The organism is Candidatus Obscuribacterales bacterium (assembly GCA_019744775.1).
GTDB lineage: Bacteria > Cyanobacteriota > Vampirovibrionia > Obscuribacterales > Obscuribacteraceae > SBAT01.
Window position 1 is genome coordinate 229,855 of the sequence record JAIETZ010000002.1, and the last position, 20,043, is coordinate 249,897.

1 protein-coding gene (only partly in view) is annotated in these 20,043 nt (G+C 47.9%); it reads right to left on the reverse strand.

What is annotated here, in order from left to right; all coding sequences use genetic code 11:
- On the reverse strand, positions 1-19,812 hold the start of the coding sequence (locus K2Y22_04510) for a hypothetical protein (protein MBX9877699.1). The gene continues 55,212 nt to the left of window position 1, outside the view; the window shows 19,812 of its 75,024 coding nt (coding positions 1-19,812); the start codon lies at positions 19,810-19,812; its stop codon lies off the left edge, out of view.
- Positions 19,813-20,043: the final 231 nt, after the last annotated feature.

Sequence of the window (20,043 nt, forward strand, 5' to 3'; positions counted from 1 at the left end):
GATGCTTGTAGAAACAGCATTGCTGACATTACCGCTACCATCGGTGACAATTGTCACGCCAGTCGGTCCAACTATGTTGGCATTTGCTGTTATTGCTCCGTTTGAACTTGGGGCGCTCGTTATACTTGCAGTTGTGCCCGCAGTAATTGCGCCAGGCAATGTCAAATTAGCACCGGTTGTAATTCCTACCGAACCTGTCGTTGTAATTGTCGACAGGCTCATGCCAGCTCCGGCAACGCCTGCAGTAAATCCAAAACTACCTGATGTTATGTTACCGTTGTTGATATTGACGCAAGGAGCGCACACGCCACCACCGCTAATAGTCGGCTGCGCATTAGCTAAAGTCACCGTACCACCACTTGTGCCTGCATTGGCAGTGATAGCGCCCACCGTGATACCAGTACCGGAAGTAGCACCAGCTATTGCTGTTATGCTGCCGTTTGCTCCACTGCCACTACCATTAGAGGATACACCGACACCGGTCGGTAAAGTAATTGAACCAGTACCGGATCCGCCATATCCAATAAGCGTTATATTGCCGCCGGCAAAGCCTGTGCGTGTGCTGGCAGTGGTAAAGGAAGTGATTGCTGTTCCACTGGAAAGATTTATGTTACCGCCGGCAGCCTGACCGCCTGTAATTTCCAACGTAGAACCACTGAAGGCGACAGCAGCACCGGCAACCATTGTCAAACTACCGCCAGCTCCAAGAGAAGAAGCTGTGCTAATTGCACCAGCTCCTGATGCCGTTGATATATTTCCACCAGAAACCAAAGTCAAGGCGCCACCGCTTGTAGTCAATGGTCCTGATACGGTAATACCGCCACCACCATAGACCGTTGCCCAACCGCCCGAGCTTGAGATTGTTCCTGTGTTAGCAGTGCCTGCCGCATTCACATAGAGACTGCGTGTGCCGAGAGTCAATGTCTGACCACTGGCTGAATAATTACCGGTATTATTAAGGACTAAATTGTAGTATTGTCCAGCAGCAGCACCTGACACATTCAAACTGCCTAAAACTGTCAATCCACCTGCTTGGCTTGCGCTGCCGATAACCACCGTATCGGCACTAATTCTTGATAGTGCCGTGGACGACAATGTCAATGTGCCCGTTGCACCATTAACACCAATAGATTTTGCACCGTTAGGTTCAATGGTTACAGTGCCGCTACCAGCCATCACCGGACCATTGATGGTCAGGCTATTCACCGTCATTGTTATGGGCGCATTGAAAGCAGCCACCATTGATGCGCTGGTAGTTAAAACACCGGTACCGTTGGTAACTAACGAAACTCCATTAATACCAATAGCTGCTTGATTGAGAGTAAGGGCACCGTTGCCGACTGTTGTAGACAAGCCCACAATTCCACCGGCTACCATGGAGTTTGCTGTTAAAGCTCCAGCTGAAGTCACTTGCAGCACTCCGAGATCCGGACTTGCTACTGCATTCTGTAAAGTAGCGGCACCTGTAGTGTTTACATACACTGTGCCATTATTGAAGCTGGCTAAATTGAGAGACGATGCACTTGTCTGAATCTGATTGATAAATGTGCCGACATTTCCGGCTGAAAGTGCAGTCAGTGATGTTCCACTAATGGATCCTGCAGACTGACCGATACCGCCGCCGAATGTAACCAGTGAAATACTGCCTTGTGTGCCGCCGGATTGAGCAGCAGAAGTTACATTACCGGAGAGTGCAATTCCATTTGAACCGGCTGAAGTCAGATAAACGCCATAACCGTTCTTTTGATATTGCAGTGATCCGCCCACTGTATTGTCAGCGGTGAAGCCGGACAAGAACATATCGCCCAATGAAATTACAGGTACGATAGTACGGCTATCACCACCAAGATCAAGAGTTATAGTAACCGGCGTTCCGCTTGAACCGATGTCAGTTGTATAGACGCCGGGATAGATATTGACGCTTGTCGACTTGACGCTAAGAGTTGTGTTACTGCTAATTGAGGATGGACTACCATTGTAAAAAAGGAACGGATTAGGCGTTGTGCTCTGGCTGAAAGCGCTAGCTGTGGTGAAGTCGATATTGGCATTACCAAATGGCGAAGTGCCATTGGTTCCGGACACATTGGCGCCTAAATATGTTCTTCCTGCAGATCCGGCCGTAGACGATCCGGAACTTGTATCTAACGTTCCGACAATCACAGCTCCTACGCCATTGTATCCGGAGGACACAAAGATATTTCCTGCGGTGCTGCTGGAACTTGTGGTGCTAATTCCGTTACTTACATAAATAGCTCCGCTTGCAGCGAGAGCAACTGAACCTGCTGCATAGTGGAAACTGCCTGTATTGATAGAGCTGGTTATAGATGTCGAGCCAAGTACATTTGTATTTACGCCATTAACAGCAATATTGCCATTGGCTGAAACCACAACGACATTGCCACCTTGAGCATTGCTGGCGACATTAGTACTTACATTGGAACCGCTTGTATCTATATAGCCTACAGATGTATGAATATTTGAATAGATGCTGACGTTACCACCATTGCCAAATGTGCTTGCACTACTGTTTAGCATCAAGCTGGATGTATTTATGTAACCCAAGTTCGTATTGCTTCCGGAATAAACTGTAAGACCGCCACCACTCGAATTAAAGAAATTACTGGCATTTGATCCACGCAAGTCAACATAACCGCCGACCAGACTACCACCGCTTACAAGAGAAACGCTGCCGCCTGTCGCTGTCGTACCGTTGTAGCCTGTCGATCTAATATTACCGACAAAAGAGTCACCGCCGGAGTAGATGCTTACATTGCCGCCTGAAGAATTAGAGGAAAAATTGGAAATATTACGACCGGACGCATCGATATCGCCTACAAGTGAGAATGATCCGGAATAAATATTTATTCCGCCACCCATATTTGCAGTCGTAGAACCAGAGTTGACAGCAGTGGAACTTAGCGTACCAGCAATGGTGGAGCCAAGCGACATGATACTAATATTGCCACCGTTTTGAGTGGTACCACCATTGGAAAATGCTGCAGCATTGATATTGCCGGTCAGTGTATTTCCGCCTGAGACGATATTGACGGAACCGCCCGTTGTGCCCGTGGTACTTATACTGTTGATTACGGTATTACTACCGGCATACGTAGTAAAAGCTGTTCCCGACGTAGTGATGTCACCTGCGGACAAATTGCCCACGGACGTTATTCTCAAAGTTCCTGCTCCAGCATTTATATTACCCAGAAAAGCACTATCACCGGAGAATATATTGACCGTACTTGCCCAGGCAGAAGTATCCAATCCTTGCATAATTAGTTTATTGCCGGACTGGATTCCGAAAATGCCACCATTTGCCGGGCAGCAAGTTGTGCGCGGGCTCGTAATACTGCTCATCATAGTCAAATTTCGTCCAGCCAATATTGAGAAATTAGGCGTAACAGCATTGCCGTTTCCAAAAATCATGCTGGTGAACACAGACAAATTAACGTCGTTAGCAGCAATCGTTGCGCCATTTTGAGCATTCACGTTGAATACTCCCGGCGTTACCACCATGAAATAACGAGTGTTGCTATTTATTGAGAAGACGGTATTTGAATCTGTGTACTGGAATCCGCCGGCGCCGACAAAGACAATGTTATCCAGACCGTTTGAAGAACCTTGTACCAATCCGTCTTGCATCATAAGAGAAAGTGCATTTACACCGGAACCAAAGTTGAGAGGTGCAACTAATTGAGTATCGCCACCTGTATTGATGCTAAGGCTGCTGGAACTGTCATCAAATGTTTGGTAACCACCCGGTCGAATATTTATAGAAGCTGTTGGCGTCACATTTAGTGATGTGGGTAATGTAGCCGATGCTCCTGACAGACCATAAATGAGATTCGTGCCGGACGTACCGCCTGTTTGTGTGAAGTTGGAACTGGAGGCGGAAATATTGCTGGGATTGCTGCCGGACGAAGCAGTTTTGGACAAGAGAATTATGTTGCCAGCCTTATCTGCGGTGCCATTAATAGTAGCACTGGTATTAATCGTGCCAACAGAAACAGCCGCTGAATTTATAGAGCCGCTCGAGATAAAGACAGAGCCTCCGAGCGCTGAGGTGCTTGAACCATTAGCGTCAGCTCTTGCAGAAATTGCACCGGTTACAGAGATAGAACCAGTTGAAACCAGAGAAACAGGCCCGGCTATGCCATTCAATCCACTAGCATCCGTCGTCACTTGTCCCACGGTTAAACTCGAAGAGACAACATTTCCGCCGGAATTCACCAGCATTACCAGACCACCTGAAAGCGAGCCAGTTGTAACCACATTGCCGATAGACATGGTAGCGACATTAGTTGAATTACCTGTTGCTGCAACAAAGTAGCCGCCGGCTCCTGAACCGGTAGCGGCAAGGTTGATGTTACCTGTACTCATTCCATTTGCGGACAACAGAGTCACGTTGCCACCGGATGTACCTGTTGCCGAGACATTCAATGTCGAAATCGCACCAAGTGTTGCATGCAGAGTAATCGCACCCCCTTGCCCACTTGATCCATTGCTGAACAAATTATTGGTAAAGCTGATTGAAGGAGCCTGTACAAATAAGTTTGCTCCTGTTGTACTGTTACCACTCAAGGTGCCGGTTACATTAACTTGCGTAGCGCTACGCAAGCTGTAACTCGAAGTTATTTGATTAACACTAATGACGTTTAGTGGATTACTGGAAACACTTGTTATGTCGACTATATTGCCGGAAGTCGTCAAATTACTTGCAAGTACAGTCGCCTTTATTGTCGATGTGCCAATCAAATTGACTGTATTGGCCACAATTGGAGCTGTTGTCGTTAGAGTACCGCCATTGGCATTCAGCAAGTAAGTACCACCGGTAACCGCCGTTGATGTCGTCACACCAGCAAGGTAACTATTGCTTATATACGTATTGCCGTTTGGCGCAAATGAGGAAATACGAGCAACGGCAGAATCTAGAGTATTGGCTACTGTGCCTAAACTACCGCCGGCAGAAAACAGAGACAGAGAACTACCGGAAATGCAACCTGTGCAAAATGCGCTCTGACCAACTCCGGCAACTCCAAAGCCGATGAATGTCAGACTGCCGGCCGTAGCAGCACTACCAGTAGCAGCGTCCGCTCTAACAGGTCCGGAGAATGTTATTCCAGTTGAACCACTGGAACCAAGTATCGTTGTATAACCATTGCCTTGATATGGTTGGAATCCACCAACAAAATTAGTCGCCAAGAAACTGCTTAAGTACATATTGCCCGTTGTCAAAACTGGGACTATCGTTCTGCTGTCGCCGCCAAGCTCCAGCAAAATATCTACAGGTGTACCGCTTGATCCAATATCACTTGTGTAAATGCCAGGCGAAATATTTACATTGCCGTTGACCACGCTCAAGGTTGTGTTGCCTGTAATGGACGATGGGTTTGAGGATGGGTTGTTGTAGAAAAGATATGCAGACGGCGTCGTATTGGCATAAGCACTCTGCCTAGAGAAGGATATGAAGCTATTTCCTGAAGAAGCTGAGCCGTTTGTTCCTGAAGGATTATTGGCGGCACCAAGGAATATGTTGCCGGTATAGCCGCTGCCTGTTATTCCGGAGCTGGTATCGATTGTGCCTAGAGTAATAGCAGGCGTTAAAGCTGAACCTGAAGAAACGAAAATATTGCCGGCAACATCATTGATGCTTGATGTGGAAATACCGTTGACGTTAATAAGACCACTTGCAATAAGAGAAACAGATCCTGATTGCGAGCTGCGACCTGTTGTATTAATTGAACCGTTTACTAAAGTATTACCCGCATAAGAAACAATAACGGTATTACCGCCGCTGCCCCAATTGTTTGAACTTATCATTCCATTATCAACGGCATTATTGAAGCCGGACGTATTTACTGCTCCTAAAGATGTGGACGTGCCCGAATAAACATTCAAATTACCACCACTACCAAAAGTCGCGGTCATGAGACTGTTACCACAGCATGACGTGTAATTGTTACTACCGGAAGTATTGATAAAGGCTAGATCCGTTGATGTGCCGGCATAGACATTTACCGCACCACCGTTGCCGTATGAATATTGCCAACCGGCAGTCCGTCCGGATGTATTGATATAACTTCCTTGCACACTGGTTCCGGAATAAATATTCACACTTCCGCCGGAGCCGCTTGTAAAAGTCTGCGAGTTAGGATCGTAGCCGGAAGTGTTTATGTATCCAAAAGTAGAAGACGTGCCGGAATAAATATTGACATTGCCGCCGTTGCTTGATGTATTGCCGACAATTGAGTAACCATAACTATTGATATTACCCAAGTTAGAGAATGTCCCTGAAGAAACATTCACGCTGCCACCATTGTTTGATGTTCCTTGAGTGTTGAAAGCATACGAACGCAAGGAGCCGGTTATAGTAGAAGCACCAGAGTAAATGCTTATATTGCCTCCATTAGTATTGGAACCATTTTCTTGAAAGCCGCTGGTGTCAATGTTTCCGGTCAATGTGTAAGAACCTGAATAGATGCTTACATCACCACCAAAGGAATTACTGTCTGTCATCTTCACACTGCCTATAGAAGTGTAGGTACCTGAGTAAACAGAAAGAGCGCCACCTGAGGACGTTACGTTACCTATGGCCGAGTAAGACCCGGATTTTATTGTGGCGGCATTATCAAGTATGGTGATGTTTCCGATTGAACTGTAGCTATCGGCACTAGCATTGAACGCACCACTAAACCCTGTTGTATCAACAGAGCGCATAACAATCGAGCTACCGGCTTGCAAATTCAGGCTGCCACCATTTGCAGGACAGCAACTTACTCGACCCATGACTAGATTGCCGTCTATACGCATGCTATCGGAAGCGTTGAGAGTAAAGTTCGGTGTCTGAGCAGCAGCATTGGAGAAGGTCACGCCACCGAAAGCAGCCAAATCAATGTTCCGGGCACCTATCGCTGCATAGTAAGAAGATCTGCCTTCAAAGGTTGATGGCGTTACAACAATGAAGTGTGATGTTCCGCCTGAAGTCGTAAGAGGATCATTGCTGTCATTGTACTGAATAGCACCGGCTCCGATAAGGGCAATGCTATCTAAGCCGTTTGCCGAGCCTTGTCTTAATCCATTGTCTATAAACAATGAGTAAGTATTTACACCTGAACCGACGTTCAGTGGAGCGACAAGCTGGGTATCACCGTTAGTGTTAATCGTAATATCATCGAATGTTGTGTCAAGTGCCTGGTAGCCGCCCGGTCTTATGTTTATGGAAGCTGTCGGTGTTATGTTAACGGTTGTCGGTATTGTTGTTGATGCGCCACTTAAGCCATAAATAAGGAAGCTACCTGCGGTCCCTCCTGTTTGTGTGAAGTTGCCTGACGAAGCAGAGATATTAGATGGATTATTGCCGCTCGAGCCGGTTGCACTGAGGAGTATGATATTGCCGGCCTTGTTTCCAACGCCGTTATTTGTCGCTGACGTATTTATCGAACCAACAGATATAGAAGTGCTGTTCGATGAGCCGCTTGATATGAATACAGATCCGCCCAAAGCCGATGTGCTTGAGACGTTAGCAGTTGCCTGAGCTGAAATTGCACCACCAACTGTGATGGAAGCCGTTGCTACCAATGAAACTGGTCCGGCAATGCCATTCAGTCCGCTTGCGTCAGTTGTTATTGCACCAGTTGTGACGCTGGATCCGGCCATGCTACCGCCCGAACTTACAAGCATCACCAGTCCACCTGAGCGAGTACCGCTTGTGTTAACCGTACCAACAGAGACGCGTCCAAGCGTCAGAGTGTTACCGGCAGCAGCGACAACATAGCCACCGGCACCGGAACTTGCAGAAGTGTTCACATTCCCAAGAGTGATACTATCGGCAGCTACTGCATTAATGCTACCTCCGGATGCGCCCGTGGCAGTAATTCCGTTTGCGGTAATGCTGCCCATTGAAGCCAGCAAAGAAATGGCGCCTCCCAGTCCGGTGCCCATTCCATTGGATGTAAGAGCGTTGGTGAAGCTTAGAGTCGGTGCCGTCAGATAGATGTTACCGCCGCTTGTATTATTTACAGAGGCGTTGCCGGACAAAGTTCCCGTAACATTGACACTTGTGTTACTCGCCAGCGAGAAGCTGGTGACGCTGCCCGAGGTGCCGACAAGAGTCAATGGTCCCCCTGATGTATTGGTGATACTGACTTGATTGTTGGCGTTAGCAGTAAGGCTACTGGCGGCTATGGAGGCGTTTATGCTGCCGACATTGCTTTGCAGATTAACAGAATTGGCACTAACTACCGCTGAAAGACTGCGACTGCCATAGGGTGAAAGTATGCCCTGCCCATTATAGAAACCATAAGTGTTGATGGTGAATGATGTGTTAATGCTACCGTAGGACGACAATTGGAAAGTACCAGCGGCAAAAGCATCCTTAATGAGCACCGACGAATAGGAATTGGATAGATACGAACTTCCTTGAGGTGCGACTGCCGATATCATTGGCACACTTGTCGAAAGAGGATTAGACAACGATCCAATATTTCCACCAGCGACAAACACTGTCAGTGAGTTCCCGGAAATTGAACAAGTTGAACAAGAACCGACTTGACCCACCCCGGCTGCGCCTAGACCAAACATCGTAACACTACCTTGCGATAGTCCGCTGCCTTGCGTTGCACTTGCCGAAACCGGTCCCGATAAAGTAATCCCTGTTGAACCAGCCGAACCAGCGATTAATTGATAACCTGTTGATTGATAGTTTAAAGAACCACCAATGGTGTTATTTCCACTCAATGAGCTTAAGTACATATTTCCCTGAGTGACAAGTGGAACAATTGTGCGACTGTCACCGCCCAGATCAAATGTTATTGCAACCGGTGTGCCACTTGAACCGATATCGCCACTATAGATACCAGGCATTATATTGACGCTGCCGCTCTTAATAGATAGAGTGGTATTGCTTGTAATGCTTGCCGGATTCGAGGATGGATTGTTGTAGAAAAGGTAAGCTGAAGGAGTTGGATTTGTGGCGTTGCTGCTCTGTAGGCTGAAGGAAATGAAGCTATTGCCGGCAGCGGCAGTACCATTTGTTCCTGCTGGATTATTGGCGGCGCCAAGGAATAGATTTCCTGCATAGCCCGCTCCGGATACACCGGAACTGGTATCAAGAGCACCCAGACTTACTGCCGGTGTCAAGGCCGAACCGGAGGAGACAAAAATATTGCCGGCGACATTATTTGCGCTGCTGGTATTAACACCGAGCGCTGTTATTGTGCCGGCTGCAGTCAACGATACCGAACCGGATTGAGCATCTCGTCCAGCAGAAGCAATCGAGCCATTAACTAAAACATTGCCCGTCTGACCAAGAATAACAACATTGCCGCCGGCGCCAAAATTCGCAGTTGTGGCATTAGCATTGTTGTAACCCGTGGAATTAATCGCACCCATTGTCACCGACGAGCCCAGAATAGTGACATTTCCTCCATTGCCGTACGTGTTGGTCATGATGTTGAAGTTACAGCAAGACGTGTAGTTGTTCGCTCCGGAGGAGTTTATGTAAGCCATATCAACGGCCGCACCCGAATAAATACTCACATTACCGCCGTTACCGATGCCGTCAACCCAGGTCATGTTGAGGCCGCTTGTATTGATGTAGCCGGCTGACATCGCACCACCGGCGAAGATACTTACATTGCCGCCTTCTCCATGTGCCGCTGCCGTTGAGCGGATATTTCGGCCGTACGCACTGATATAACCAATTGACGCAGCCGTGCCTGAGTAGAGATTGACATTTCCTCCTCTGACAGTATCGGCGCCATAGGTACTGTAACCGTAGGACGTTATGTTGCCGGCCGTTGTGCTTGTGCCTGAATAGACATTCACATTGCCACCAAGTGAGTTAGTGCCGTTTGTGTTGTAACCGTAAGTAGAAAGATTTCCAACCAAGGTTGAAGTACCGGAGAAAATATTTATATTGCCACCATTACTGTTGGTCGAGTTTTCTCCGTAGCCGCTAGTATCAATGTTACCGGCGACAGTATAACTACCGGAATAAATACTGGCGTCAGCGCCAGAGCCACCATTATCAGTGGGTTTCAGATTTCCAAGGCTGGAATAAGTGCCTGAGTGAATGGTGAATGGCAGAGTTCCGTTGCCATTTAAATTACCCAAGGCACTGTAGCCTCCCGATTTGACAGTAATGCCGCCGTCACCGACAGTGAAGTTACCGGCGTTGGTGTCACCACCGGCATAGATGTTGACGGAGCCGGAAAAACCAGTGGTGTCAATTGAGCGCATGCGTACATTGTTTCCAGCCTGGAGGAAAACACCGCCGCCGTTGGCAGGACAACATGAACCACGCTGCATGAAGAGATTCGATTCAATATTCAGGTCGCGTCCGGCATTGAAGTTAAAGCTCGGCGTTGACGCAGCATTGTTCAAAAGATATGTGCCGCCAAAGGCTGCGATATCAATATTAGTTGCGGACACAGCAGTATAGTACGATGATCTAGCCGTAAATGTAGATGGTGTGACGACCATAAAATGCGATGTGCCGCCGCTTGTCTTAAGCGGAGTACTGGTGTCGTAGTAAATCGCACCGGCTCCAAGAATGGCTATATTATCCAATCCGTTAGCCGAGCCTTGAGTAAGTCCGGACAGCTGCACAGAATTTTCATTGACACCACTTCCAAAGTTAATCGGAGCAACTAGTTGAGTGTCACCATTTGTATTAATTGTCGTGCTGTAAGTAGTGTTTTGCACATACGTTTGATAGCCGCCTGGTCGAATATTGATGGATGCCGTTGGGGTGACATTTAAGGTCGAAGGCAGAGTGGTTGATGCTCCAGCTAAACCGTAGATAAGGAAGCTACCGGCTGTTCCACCAGTCTGAGTAAAGTTCGACGAGGATGCGGAGATATTCGCAGGATTATTGCCCGATGCTGCCGCTGTAGATAGAAGAATTATATTGCCGGCTTTGTCTCCTGTACCGTTATTGGTGACTGACGTGTTTATCGTTCCAACAGAGATTGCTGTTGAGTTGGACGAACCGCTGGATATAAATACCGATCCGCCAAGCGCCTGAGTGCTTGCCGCATTGCCCACCGCCTTCGCGGAAATTGCTCCACTTGCGGTGATACTGCCTGTTGCCACCAATGAAACAGGTCCGGCAACACTGTTCAAGCCGCTTGCATCGGTTGTTATGGCTCCCACACTAAGGCTTGACCCGGCTTTGCTGCCTCCGCTATTCACAAGCATGGTTAAACCACCAGCCTGCACGCCGCTTGTATTCACGGTTCCTACAGAAAGTCTGGCAGCATTCATTGAGTTACCGGTGAATCCAACAATATAACCACCTGCTCCAGAATTAGCAGATGTATCGACATTGCCAGTAGTCACGCCGTTGATGGAAACTAGATTGATATTCCCTCCGGAAGCACCAGTGGCAGACAAATCGCTTGTGACAATTGCTCCTCGCGTGGCATTCAGAGAAATGGATCCGCCACTACCCGTCCCGTTACCATTAGCCGTCAGTGCACCAGTCACTGTCACTGATGGAGCAGAAACATATAAATGCCCGGCATCGCTATTGGGCGCAACAGCATTACCGGTAAGAGTTCCTGTTACATTGACGTTCGATGTACTGGTAAGTGAAAACGATGTTGTACTGCCCGATGTGCCGATTACATTAAGAGTTGCGCCACCAGCATTAGTGACATTAACCTGATTCGCAGCATATGCTCTTAAATTTGTAGCAGCGGTGCTGGCTGTTATGCTGCCATTGCTGCTTTCCAAATCAACTGTGTTGGCAACGATAGAGGAAGAGGTGACAATGCTGCCAAATGCATTCAATCCGTAAGTGCCACCGAAACTAACAGCGGAATTGATGTTTGCCATGCTCGCAGTGCTACGCAGATAAGTATTGCCACCACTTGAATAACTTGTAATTGAACTGCTGGAAGTTTTCAACGGATCAGCTAATGTGCCCAGGCTTCCGGTTGCGGACATAAGCAACAAAGAAGTTCCAGCAATTGAGCATGTTGCGCATCCTACCGACTGACTAACTCCTGCTGCGCCAAAGCCGAGCATGGTGACATTGCCTATGGAAGCACCGCTACCTTGATAAGCAAGGTTAGTTACAGGACCGGAAAGTCTAATTCCCGTTGCACCACCAGCTGCCAACATTTGCGCATAGCCGGCTGTCTGATAGCCGAGGCTACCGCCATAGGTATTGTTGCCGGAGAAGTTATTCAAATAAATGTTGCCGGTAGAAGCAATTGGCACAAGGGTCCGGCTATCACCGCCGAAATCCAATGTAATACCAACAGGTGTGCCGCTCGAGCCTATATCACTTGTGTAAACACCTGGATAAATGTTAACAGAACCTGGTTTGACCGAAATTGTGGTGTTGCTGCTTATTGACGAAGGATTAGATGCGGGATTGTTGTAGAACAAATACGCCGAAGGCGTTGGACTATTGGCGTATGCACTTTGCAAGGAGAAGGAGATGAAACCGTTACCAGAGGCAGCAGAGCCATTTGTTCCCGTTGGATTATTTGCAGCGCCCAAGAAAATGTTACCGGCATATCCGGCAGTTGCAACACCCGAGCTTGTATCAAGCGTACCCAACGTAACAGCCGGCGTTGACGCCGAGCCTGATGAAACGAAAATATTGCCGGCAATATTATTAGTATTGCTTGTTGATATTCCAGATGCAGTTATTTGACCCTGAGCAACAAGCGATACCGAACCGGAGGGCGAAGTGCGACCGCTTGCATTGACGGCGCCAGTCAAATTGATATTGCCCGCCATGCTCAAGATCTTCACGTTGCCGCCACTACCATAATTGGTTTGTACATCGGTATTGTTATAACCGGAAGAATTCACGGCACCCAGTACTACACTATTTCCCGAGAAGATACTGACATTGCCACCACTGCCGTTGGTGTTATTCATGAAATTGATGTTGCAACAATAGGTGTAATCAAGACGACTAGACGAATTTATATACCCTAAATCTGTTGTGGTGCCCGAATAAACTGTTACGCTTCCACCGGTTCCCACACTACTGTCCCAGGATCTTACCTGTCCTGATGTATCGATATAACCACCACTAGTTGAAGATCCCGATGAAACGGACACATTTCCGCCATGCCCTGAGACAGCAACTGCATTTAAATTGGCAAGACCATAGGCATCTATATTGCCAAATGTGGAAGATGTGCCTGAGGCAATGCTGATGTTGCCGCCATTGGCTGCTGATCCGGACCAAGAGCGACCATAACTCTCTATATTGCCAACATTTGTAAATGTGCCTGATGAAATAGTAACAGTGCCACCGTTGGCAGTCGAACTACTCATGTTTCTTCCGTAAGCTGCGATAGCACCCGTGATAGTGGACGTACCAGACAAGATCGTGACATTTCCTCCATTAGCCGTGCCGCCGTCCCTGAATCCACGCGAATCGAGATTGCCGGCGACAGTATAGGTTCCAGAATAAATGCTGATATCAGCTCCGGAATCTATTGCATCGGTAGAAGCGAGATTACCAATTGAAGAATAGGTTCCTGATTGAACAGATAAGGCGAAGCCGAAATTATTCAAGTTGCCTATTGCCGATGAGCCGCCTGAAATTATATTGGCCGCGCCGCCGCTAAAGTTGCCTATAGACGTATTGCCTCCGGCGGTAGAACCCAACGTACTCCACCAGGTGAGAGCTTCGATATCACGAGTTACGATATTGCCACCAGCAGTTAAATAAATACCACCGCCGGTTCCCGGACAGCATGCAGTCTGCAACTGTGATATATTGCCCAGAACAGTCAAACTGTTGCCCGCGCTGAAGTTATATACCGGTGTAAGCCCTATATTGTTCCGCAACGACACGCCACCAAAGGCTGCCAGATCGATATTCTCTGCACCCATAGCAAGATAATTGCTTGAGCGCAGTACCAAATAGCTTGGTGTCTGGAAAATGACGTGACGCGTGCCACCATTTGTAGTAAATGGCGTGCTACTCTCATAATAGACACCGCCATTAGTCAGAAAAGCAATATTGTCGGCAGCGTTGCTCGATGCCTGGGTCAAACCATTCAATAAAATAGCGTGTGGTCCAACGCCTATATTTATTGGTGCCACCAATTGCGTATCATTGTTGGTGTTTATAGACAGACTGACAAAGCTATTGCTGGCTGCCTGGTAACCGCCCGGTCTTATGTTTATTGACGTAGTCGGTGTGACATTCAAAGAAGTCGGTACTGTAGTTGCCGCACCTGCCAATCCATAAATGAAATTCGTGCCAGCCGTTCCGCCAGTTTGTGTAAAGTTACCGGCAGATGCAGATATGTTGGCTGGATTAGTTGCCGACACCGCAGCAGCAGACAGCAGTATGATATTGCCCGCTTTGTCACCCAATCCATTGTTGGTAGCGCTTGTATTTATTGTGCCAACCGAAATGGCTGTACTGTTGGTCGAGCCACTGGATATGAATACTGAGCCACCCAAAGCGCTCGTGCTGGCTCCATTTGCAATTGCCTTGGCTGAGATTGCACTGGTTGCACTTATCGAACCGGAAGCCACTAACGACACGGGTCCGGCAATGCCGTTTAGTCCGCCGGCATCAGTTGTTATTGTGCCTGAAACCGTTATGCCGGCATTTGTTGTGTTACCGCCGGAATTGCCCAAAAGCACAAGTCCACCAGCAGTTGATCCCGATGTGTTCAAAGAACTAATAGTAATTGCATTTGACGTTGTGAGATTACCTGTGGAGGCGACAAAGTAACCACCGGCACCCGTTGTGGCCGAGGTATTTACATTACCCACCGTCATGCCGTCAATTGAAACGATATTGATATTGCCACCTGTTGATCCTGTGGCCGAAATATCGGCAGTAGTGACAGACCCATGAGAACCAAAAACACTAATTGAGCCACCTCGCCCCGTACCTAGACCGTTCGCACTTAGCGTGTTTGCAACAGTTATAGTCGGAGCACTTAAGTAAATATGTCCAGCGTCGCTATTGTTAACTGCAGTTGAACCGCTTAACGTGCCAGTCACCGTAACTGCTGAACTAGACGTCAGACTAAAAGAAGTTGTGCTACCGGAAGTGCCAATAAGAGCGAGTGGAGCTCCGCCTTGATTAGTAATATTTACTTGGTTATTGGCATACGCCATAAGATTGCTTGTCGACACACTGGCATTTACATATCCGTTTGTGCTTTGAAGACTGATGGAATTCGCCCGCAGTGTTGTCGCACTGTTGATATTGGCAAAAGCACTCAACTGATAAGTTCCAGCAGTGAAAGCACTGAGCATTGAGGTGGTTGCTGACGTTGCCAGATAAGTGCTGCCGCCGGCACTAAAAGTATTAAGCGAGCCGATACTTGTTTGCAATGGATTAGCCAGAGAGCCAAGACTGCCGGCAGCCGACAAAAGCGTTAGAGAACTTCCTGATATCAAACAGGAGCCACACGATCCTGCTTGGCTTACTCCGGCATTACCAAACCCAAACAACGTGACACTTCCTTTGGCACTGGCACTTCCCAGCATTGCATTAGCCGACACCGGTCCGGAAAGAGTAATTCCTGTGCCGCCCGATGAGCCCAACAAAACAGAATATCCTGGAGACTGATAAGCCAGGCTGCCACCGACATTGTTGTTGCCGCTGAAGCTGCTTAAATACATATTGCCCGTTGTAAGCACAGGCACAATTGTCCGGCTGTCTCCACCAAGATCAAGAGTAAGACTTACAGGACTTCCACTTGAACCAATGTCGCTTCCGTAGAGTCCCGGCAAAATATTTACGCTTCCTGATTTTACTGATAGCGTTGTGTTGGAACTAATGCCCGATGGGTTACTCGCCGGATTGTTGTAGAAAAGATAAGCTGCTGGAGTGGCTGTGCCGGTTTGACTGCTTGCTTGAGAAAACGATATGAAACTATTGCCTGTTGTAGCAGTGCCGTTGGTACCTGTCGGGTTATTGGCGGCACCCAAGAATATCTGACCGGCATAAGAAGCACCAGCCACCCCTGAGCTAGTATCAAGAGATCCCAGGGTAACTGCAGGCGTTGTTGCCGAACCGGAAGAAACAAAGATGTTGCCGGCATAACTGTTGGCGTTAAATGTGGAAATTCCGTTAGCTGTAATTGTTCCTGATGATAAGAGCGAAACTGAGCCTGAACCGGTAAAGCGACCTCCTGTATTAATAAGTCCAGTGACTGCAAGATTGCCACCGGCGCCCACAAGAACAACATTGCCCCCATTGCCATAATTAGTAGTATTTGTTCCGTTATTAAATCCTGTGGCAGTTATGGCGCCCACTGTGACTGATGTGCCGGACAAGACGGAGACATTACCGCCATTGCCGAAAGTGTTGCCCATAAGACCGCCGTTGCAACAGGCTGTGTAGTTGTTACTGCCGGCTGTGTTTATGGTATCGATAACGGTCGATGTACCGGAGTAGATGCTCACGTTACCGCCGCTGCCGTTGCTGCTGTCGTAACTCTTTGTAGAACCGGAAGTATTTATAGTGTTACCAGTTGTCGAAGTACCTGAGTAAATACTTACAGTGCCTCCCATACCATTGACGTTGATTGCATTGGCCTGATTAAAGCCGGAAGTATTGATTGTGCCAAACGTAGATGATGTCGCCGAATAAATACTGACATTGCCACCGCTTGCCGAGAGGAATGAGTTCGTGCCATTGGTAGTAAATCCGGAAGCATTTATATTACCCAAGAGTGAAAAGGTGCCGGATTGCACATTAATATTGCCACCGTCTGACTGCGCACCTTGGTTGTTTGTCGCATAAGAACTCAAGTTGCCTGTCGTCGTAGACGTACCGGAAATGACATTGATGTTGCCGCCTAGAGCAGTACCGTTGACGTTGGTTCCCGAAGCATCAATATTGCCTGCTGTTGTGTATGTGCCGGAATAGATGTTTATGTCACCGCCTGTCGTGCTGGCGGTGCTTATATTGCCTAAATATGAGTAGGTTCCGGAACTGATTGTCACGGCAGTGCCTGTCGTTGTTATATTGCCAACATTGGAATGCGCAACTGAACTAATTGAAACGGCACCGGCATTGGCGGTAATTTTACCCAGCGAAACCGAACCACCGGAATAAATATCCATTGGGGAGTTGAAGGTAACTGCGTCGATGTTTTTGGTGATAATCGAATTACCGGCGTTCATATACAAATAGCCGGTTGACGGACAGCAAGAATTTCTTGAAATGGACATGTTGCCCAAAACAGTCAAGTTGTCCGCGGCATTTAGGACCAACGCCGCGTCAAGATTGAGAGTGTTGGAATACGTAAAGCCGCCAAAAGAGGCGATGTCTATATTTCGTGCCCCGATATAGCTATAGAAGTACGAGTTGTCCGTAAAAGTCGATGGAGTAGCTGCTACAAAGTATTGCGTGCCACCGTTAACCACTAGAGGCGTATTGCTGGAATAGGAAATGGCACCAGCCGTAATAAGTGCAATGTTGTCCAGCTTGTTGGAAGAACCCTGGTTCAATGCTGTGAGTGTTAGTGAGGTACCACCGGCACCTGCACCAATGTTAATAGGCACAACCAATTGCGTATCGTTGTTTGTGTTGACGGTTATCGATCCACTAGTCGTTGCTTGATAGCCGCCCGGTCTTATGTTAATCGATGCCGTCGGAGTGACATTGAGATTTGTCGGCACTGTCGTTGAAGCACCGGCTAATCCATAGATGAGGAAGCTGCCGGCAGTGCCTCCTGTTTGCGTGAAGTTAGAACTGGATGCGGAAATATTGCTTGGATTGTTGCCTGACGAGCCCGTAGCAGACAAAAGAATGATATTGCCTGCGACATCGCCTGAACCGTTATTAGTTGCACTCGTGTCAATTGTGCCGGCCGTAATTGCCGTTGAGCCAGTGCCGCCGCTGGAAATAAAGACAGAACCGCCACGCGCCGAGGTGCTTGAACCGTTAGCCGTGGCTTTTGCTGAAATTGAAGAAGCGATATTGACCGCCCCCGAACCGACAATTGAAACAGGTCCCGCTCGTCCGTTAAATCCTGTTGCGTCAGTCGTAATTGCACCGGTTACAGAGACATTTGTACCGGAAGTGGTGGCAGCAGAATTAGCGAGAAGAACTAATCCACCATCACTGCCTGATGTGTTTATCGAGCCGACTGTCAGAGTGGCCGAATTAGTTGTGTTGCCTGTGGCCGCAACTAAATAACCTCCTTTGCCAGTAGTGCCCGACAAATTGATATTGCCTAAGCTAAGTCCATTTGTCGAGACAGCATTGACATTGCCACCTGTAACACCAGTAGCAGTGATACCAGTTGTTGTTATAGAACCATTGGTAGCAAGTAATGCAATTGAGCCGCCTTGTCCTGTGGCACCTCCGGTTGAACTAAGAGCGCCTAGAGAGACAGCGCCTCCTGTGGCACGGACATCGATGACTGCACTAGCAGCAGAAGAATTGGCACCACTTACTGTGATATCTGCCAAGGTGACGTTTCCAAATGATCCCGAGCCATTGGCAGTCACTGAAACTTGATTGTTGTTTGTCAGAAGGCTGACGGTAGACATGTTCACATTACCACCCGAGCCGCTCGTGCCTGTGATGTTGTAGTTGGCAGCACAATTCGTACAAGCTATTGGACTGGTACCGCCTGTTGTTGTAAAAGTTGCACCGGCTGCTAAGACAATTTTGCCGCCGGCAGCACTGCCACTGGAAGCATCAATCACAGCATTGCCCGGAGCCGTGCCGGCAGTAATACTGCCCGTGGCCAATCCGACAAAGTCGCCACCGGATGTGGAAAATGTCGAGCCGCCGGAAAATAATCCGCTCAAATCAAGATCGCCACCTTGAGCATAGTAAACAGGATCGCCTGTAAGATTCATCGAGGCAATAGATAAGTTGCCGACTTGCGAGCCAACGATGGCTGTTCCACCAGAAACGTTTACCGGTCCATCCAATTGACCGGCATGCACATTTACATGTCCATCCGGACTTACGAAGTGAAGAGAACTTCCTGAAACAACTCCACCGTCAAAAGAAATACTTGCCTTGGATAAATAACTGCCATCAGGATTTTTGATTGAGGCTAATGTTTCAAAGCTTACTTGATCATGAGCTCTTATTTGACCAAGGATATTACTAATTGCCAGATTAGTACCCATCATGTTTTTTACACTTAAGCTTCCTTGCATTGCTTGCAACAAACCGGAATTCATCAAGTTGCTCGTGGCTAATGAGATTGAGCCAAGTTGCGCGCTTATCTGTGCAGTATTGGCTAGAGTCGCTGCTGTTAAATTAACGTTATTCAAAGCAGACAAAATGCCTGTATTAGTTATGGAGCTAGCTTGCATGGACAGATTGCCGGCACTGGCAATTGTTCCGGCGTTAACGATGCTGTTTAATGCGTTGAAGTTGAGACTGAAGTTACTGACCAGCGAGCTCATGTCCAAATTCAATCCGGCAATACCGCCTTGCGGCAAGATTGATGTAATTAATGCGCCGGCATTGTTCAAAATGTTATTGGCGTTGAAGTTGCCGACGGTAATGTTTGGATTTGTCGAGTAGGCGTAGATATTGCCACTGTTGGTTAAGTCGCCTGCAAGATTTAAGTGCCCGCCCAGGTTGGCAAAGTCAATCACCAAAGTTTGGTTAGGATTGACGACAATGCTTGAAGCAGCAGCGGCACCTGCTGCATTTAATACAACCGGACTTGCCTGACTGGCGGCAGCGGCCGCAGTTGTTGCAGCGGCTTGGTCATTGGCAATCTGTACTTCGGGATTTGGAACGGCTTCCTGCGCCCAAAGTTGAACTGGGAAGACCAATTGAATTCCCAGAAGAAGACTTAGGATGCTGCCGCAATTAACCCTAATCATTTAGCTGATTTACCTGAAATCGGTTCCAAAATCAGAGGACCTTTGGTAGCTAGAACGTAAGCCAGTTACAAGACAAAGAAAGACGGGGCAACTTGCCCCCTCTACATGGCTTACCTTCGCTTCCGACTCAGGTAACGGCCGTCTCTAGCTCCAAACTTTTTATGCCCGTCAGAGGGAGAAATTAAACTTCAAGTGAAGAACAGGTTTTATTTATCTATTTATGCGGCTCAA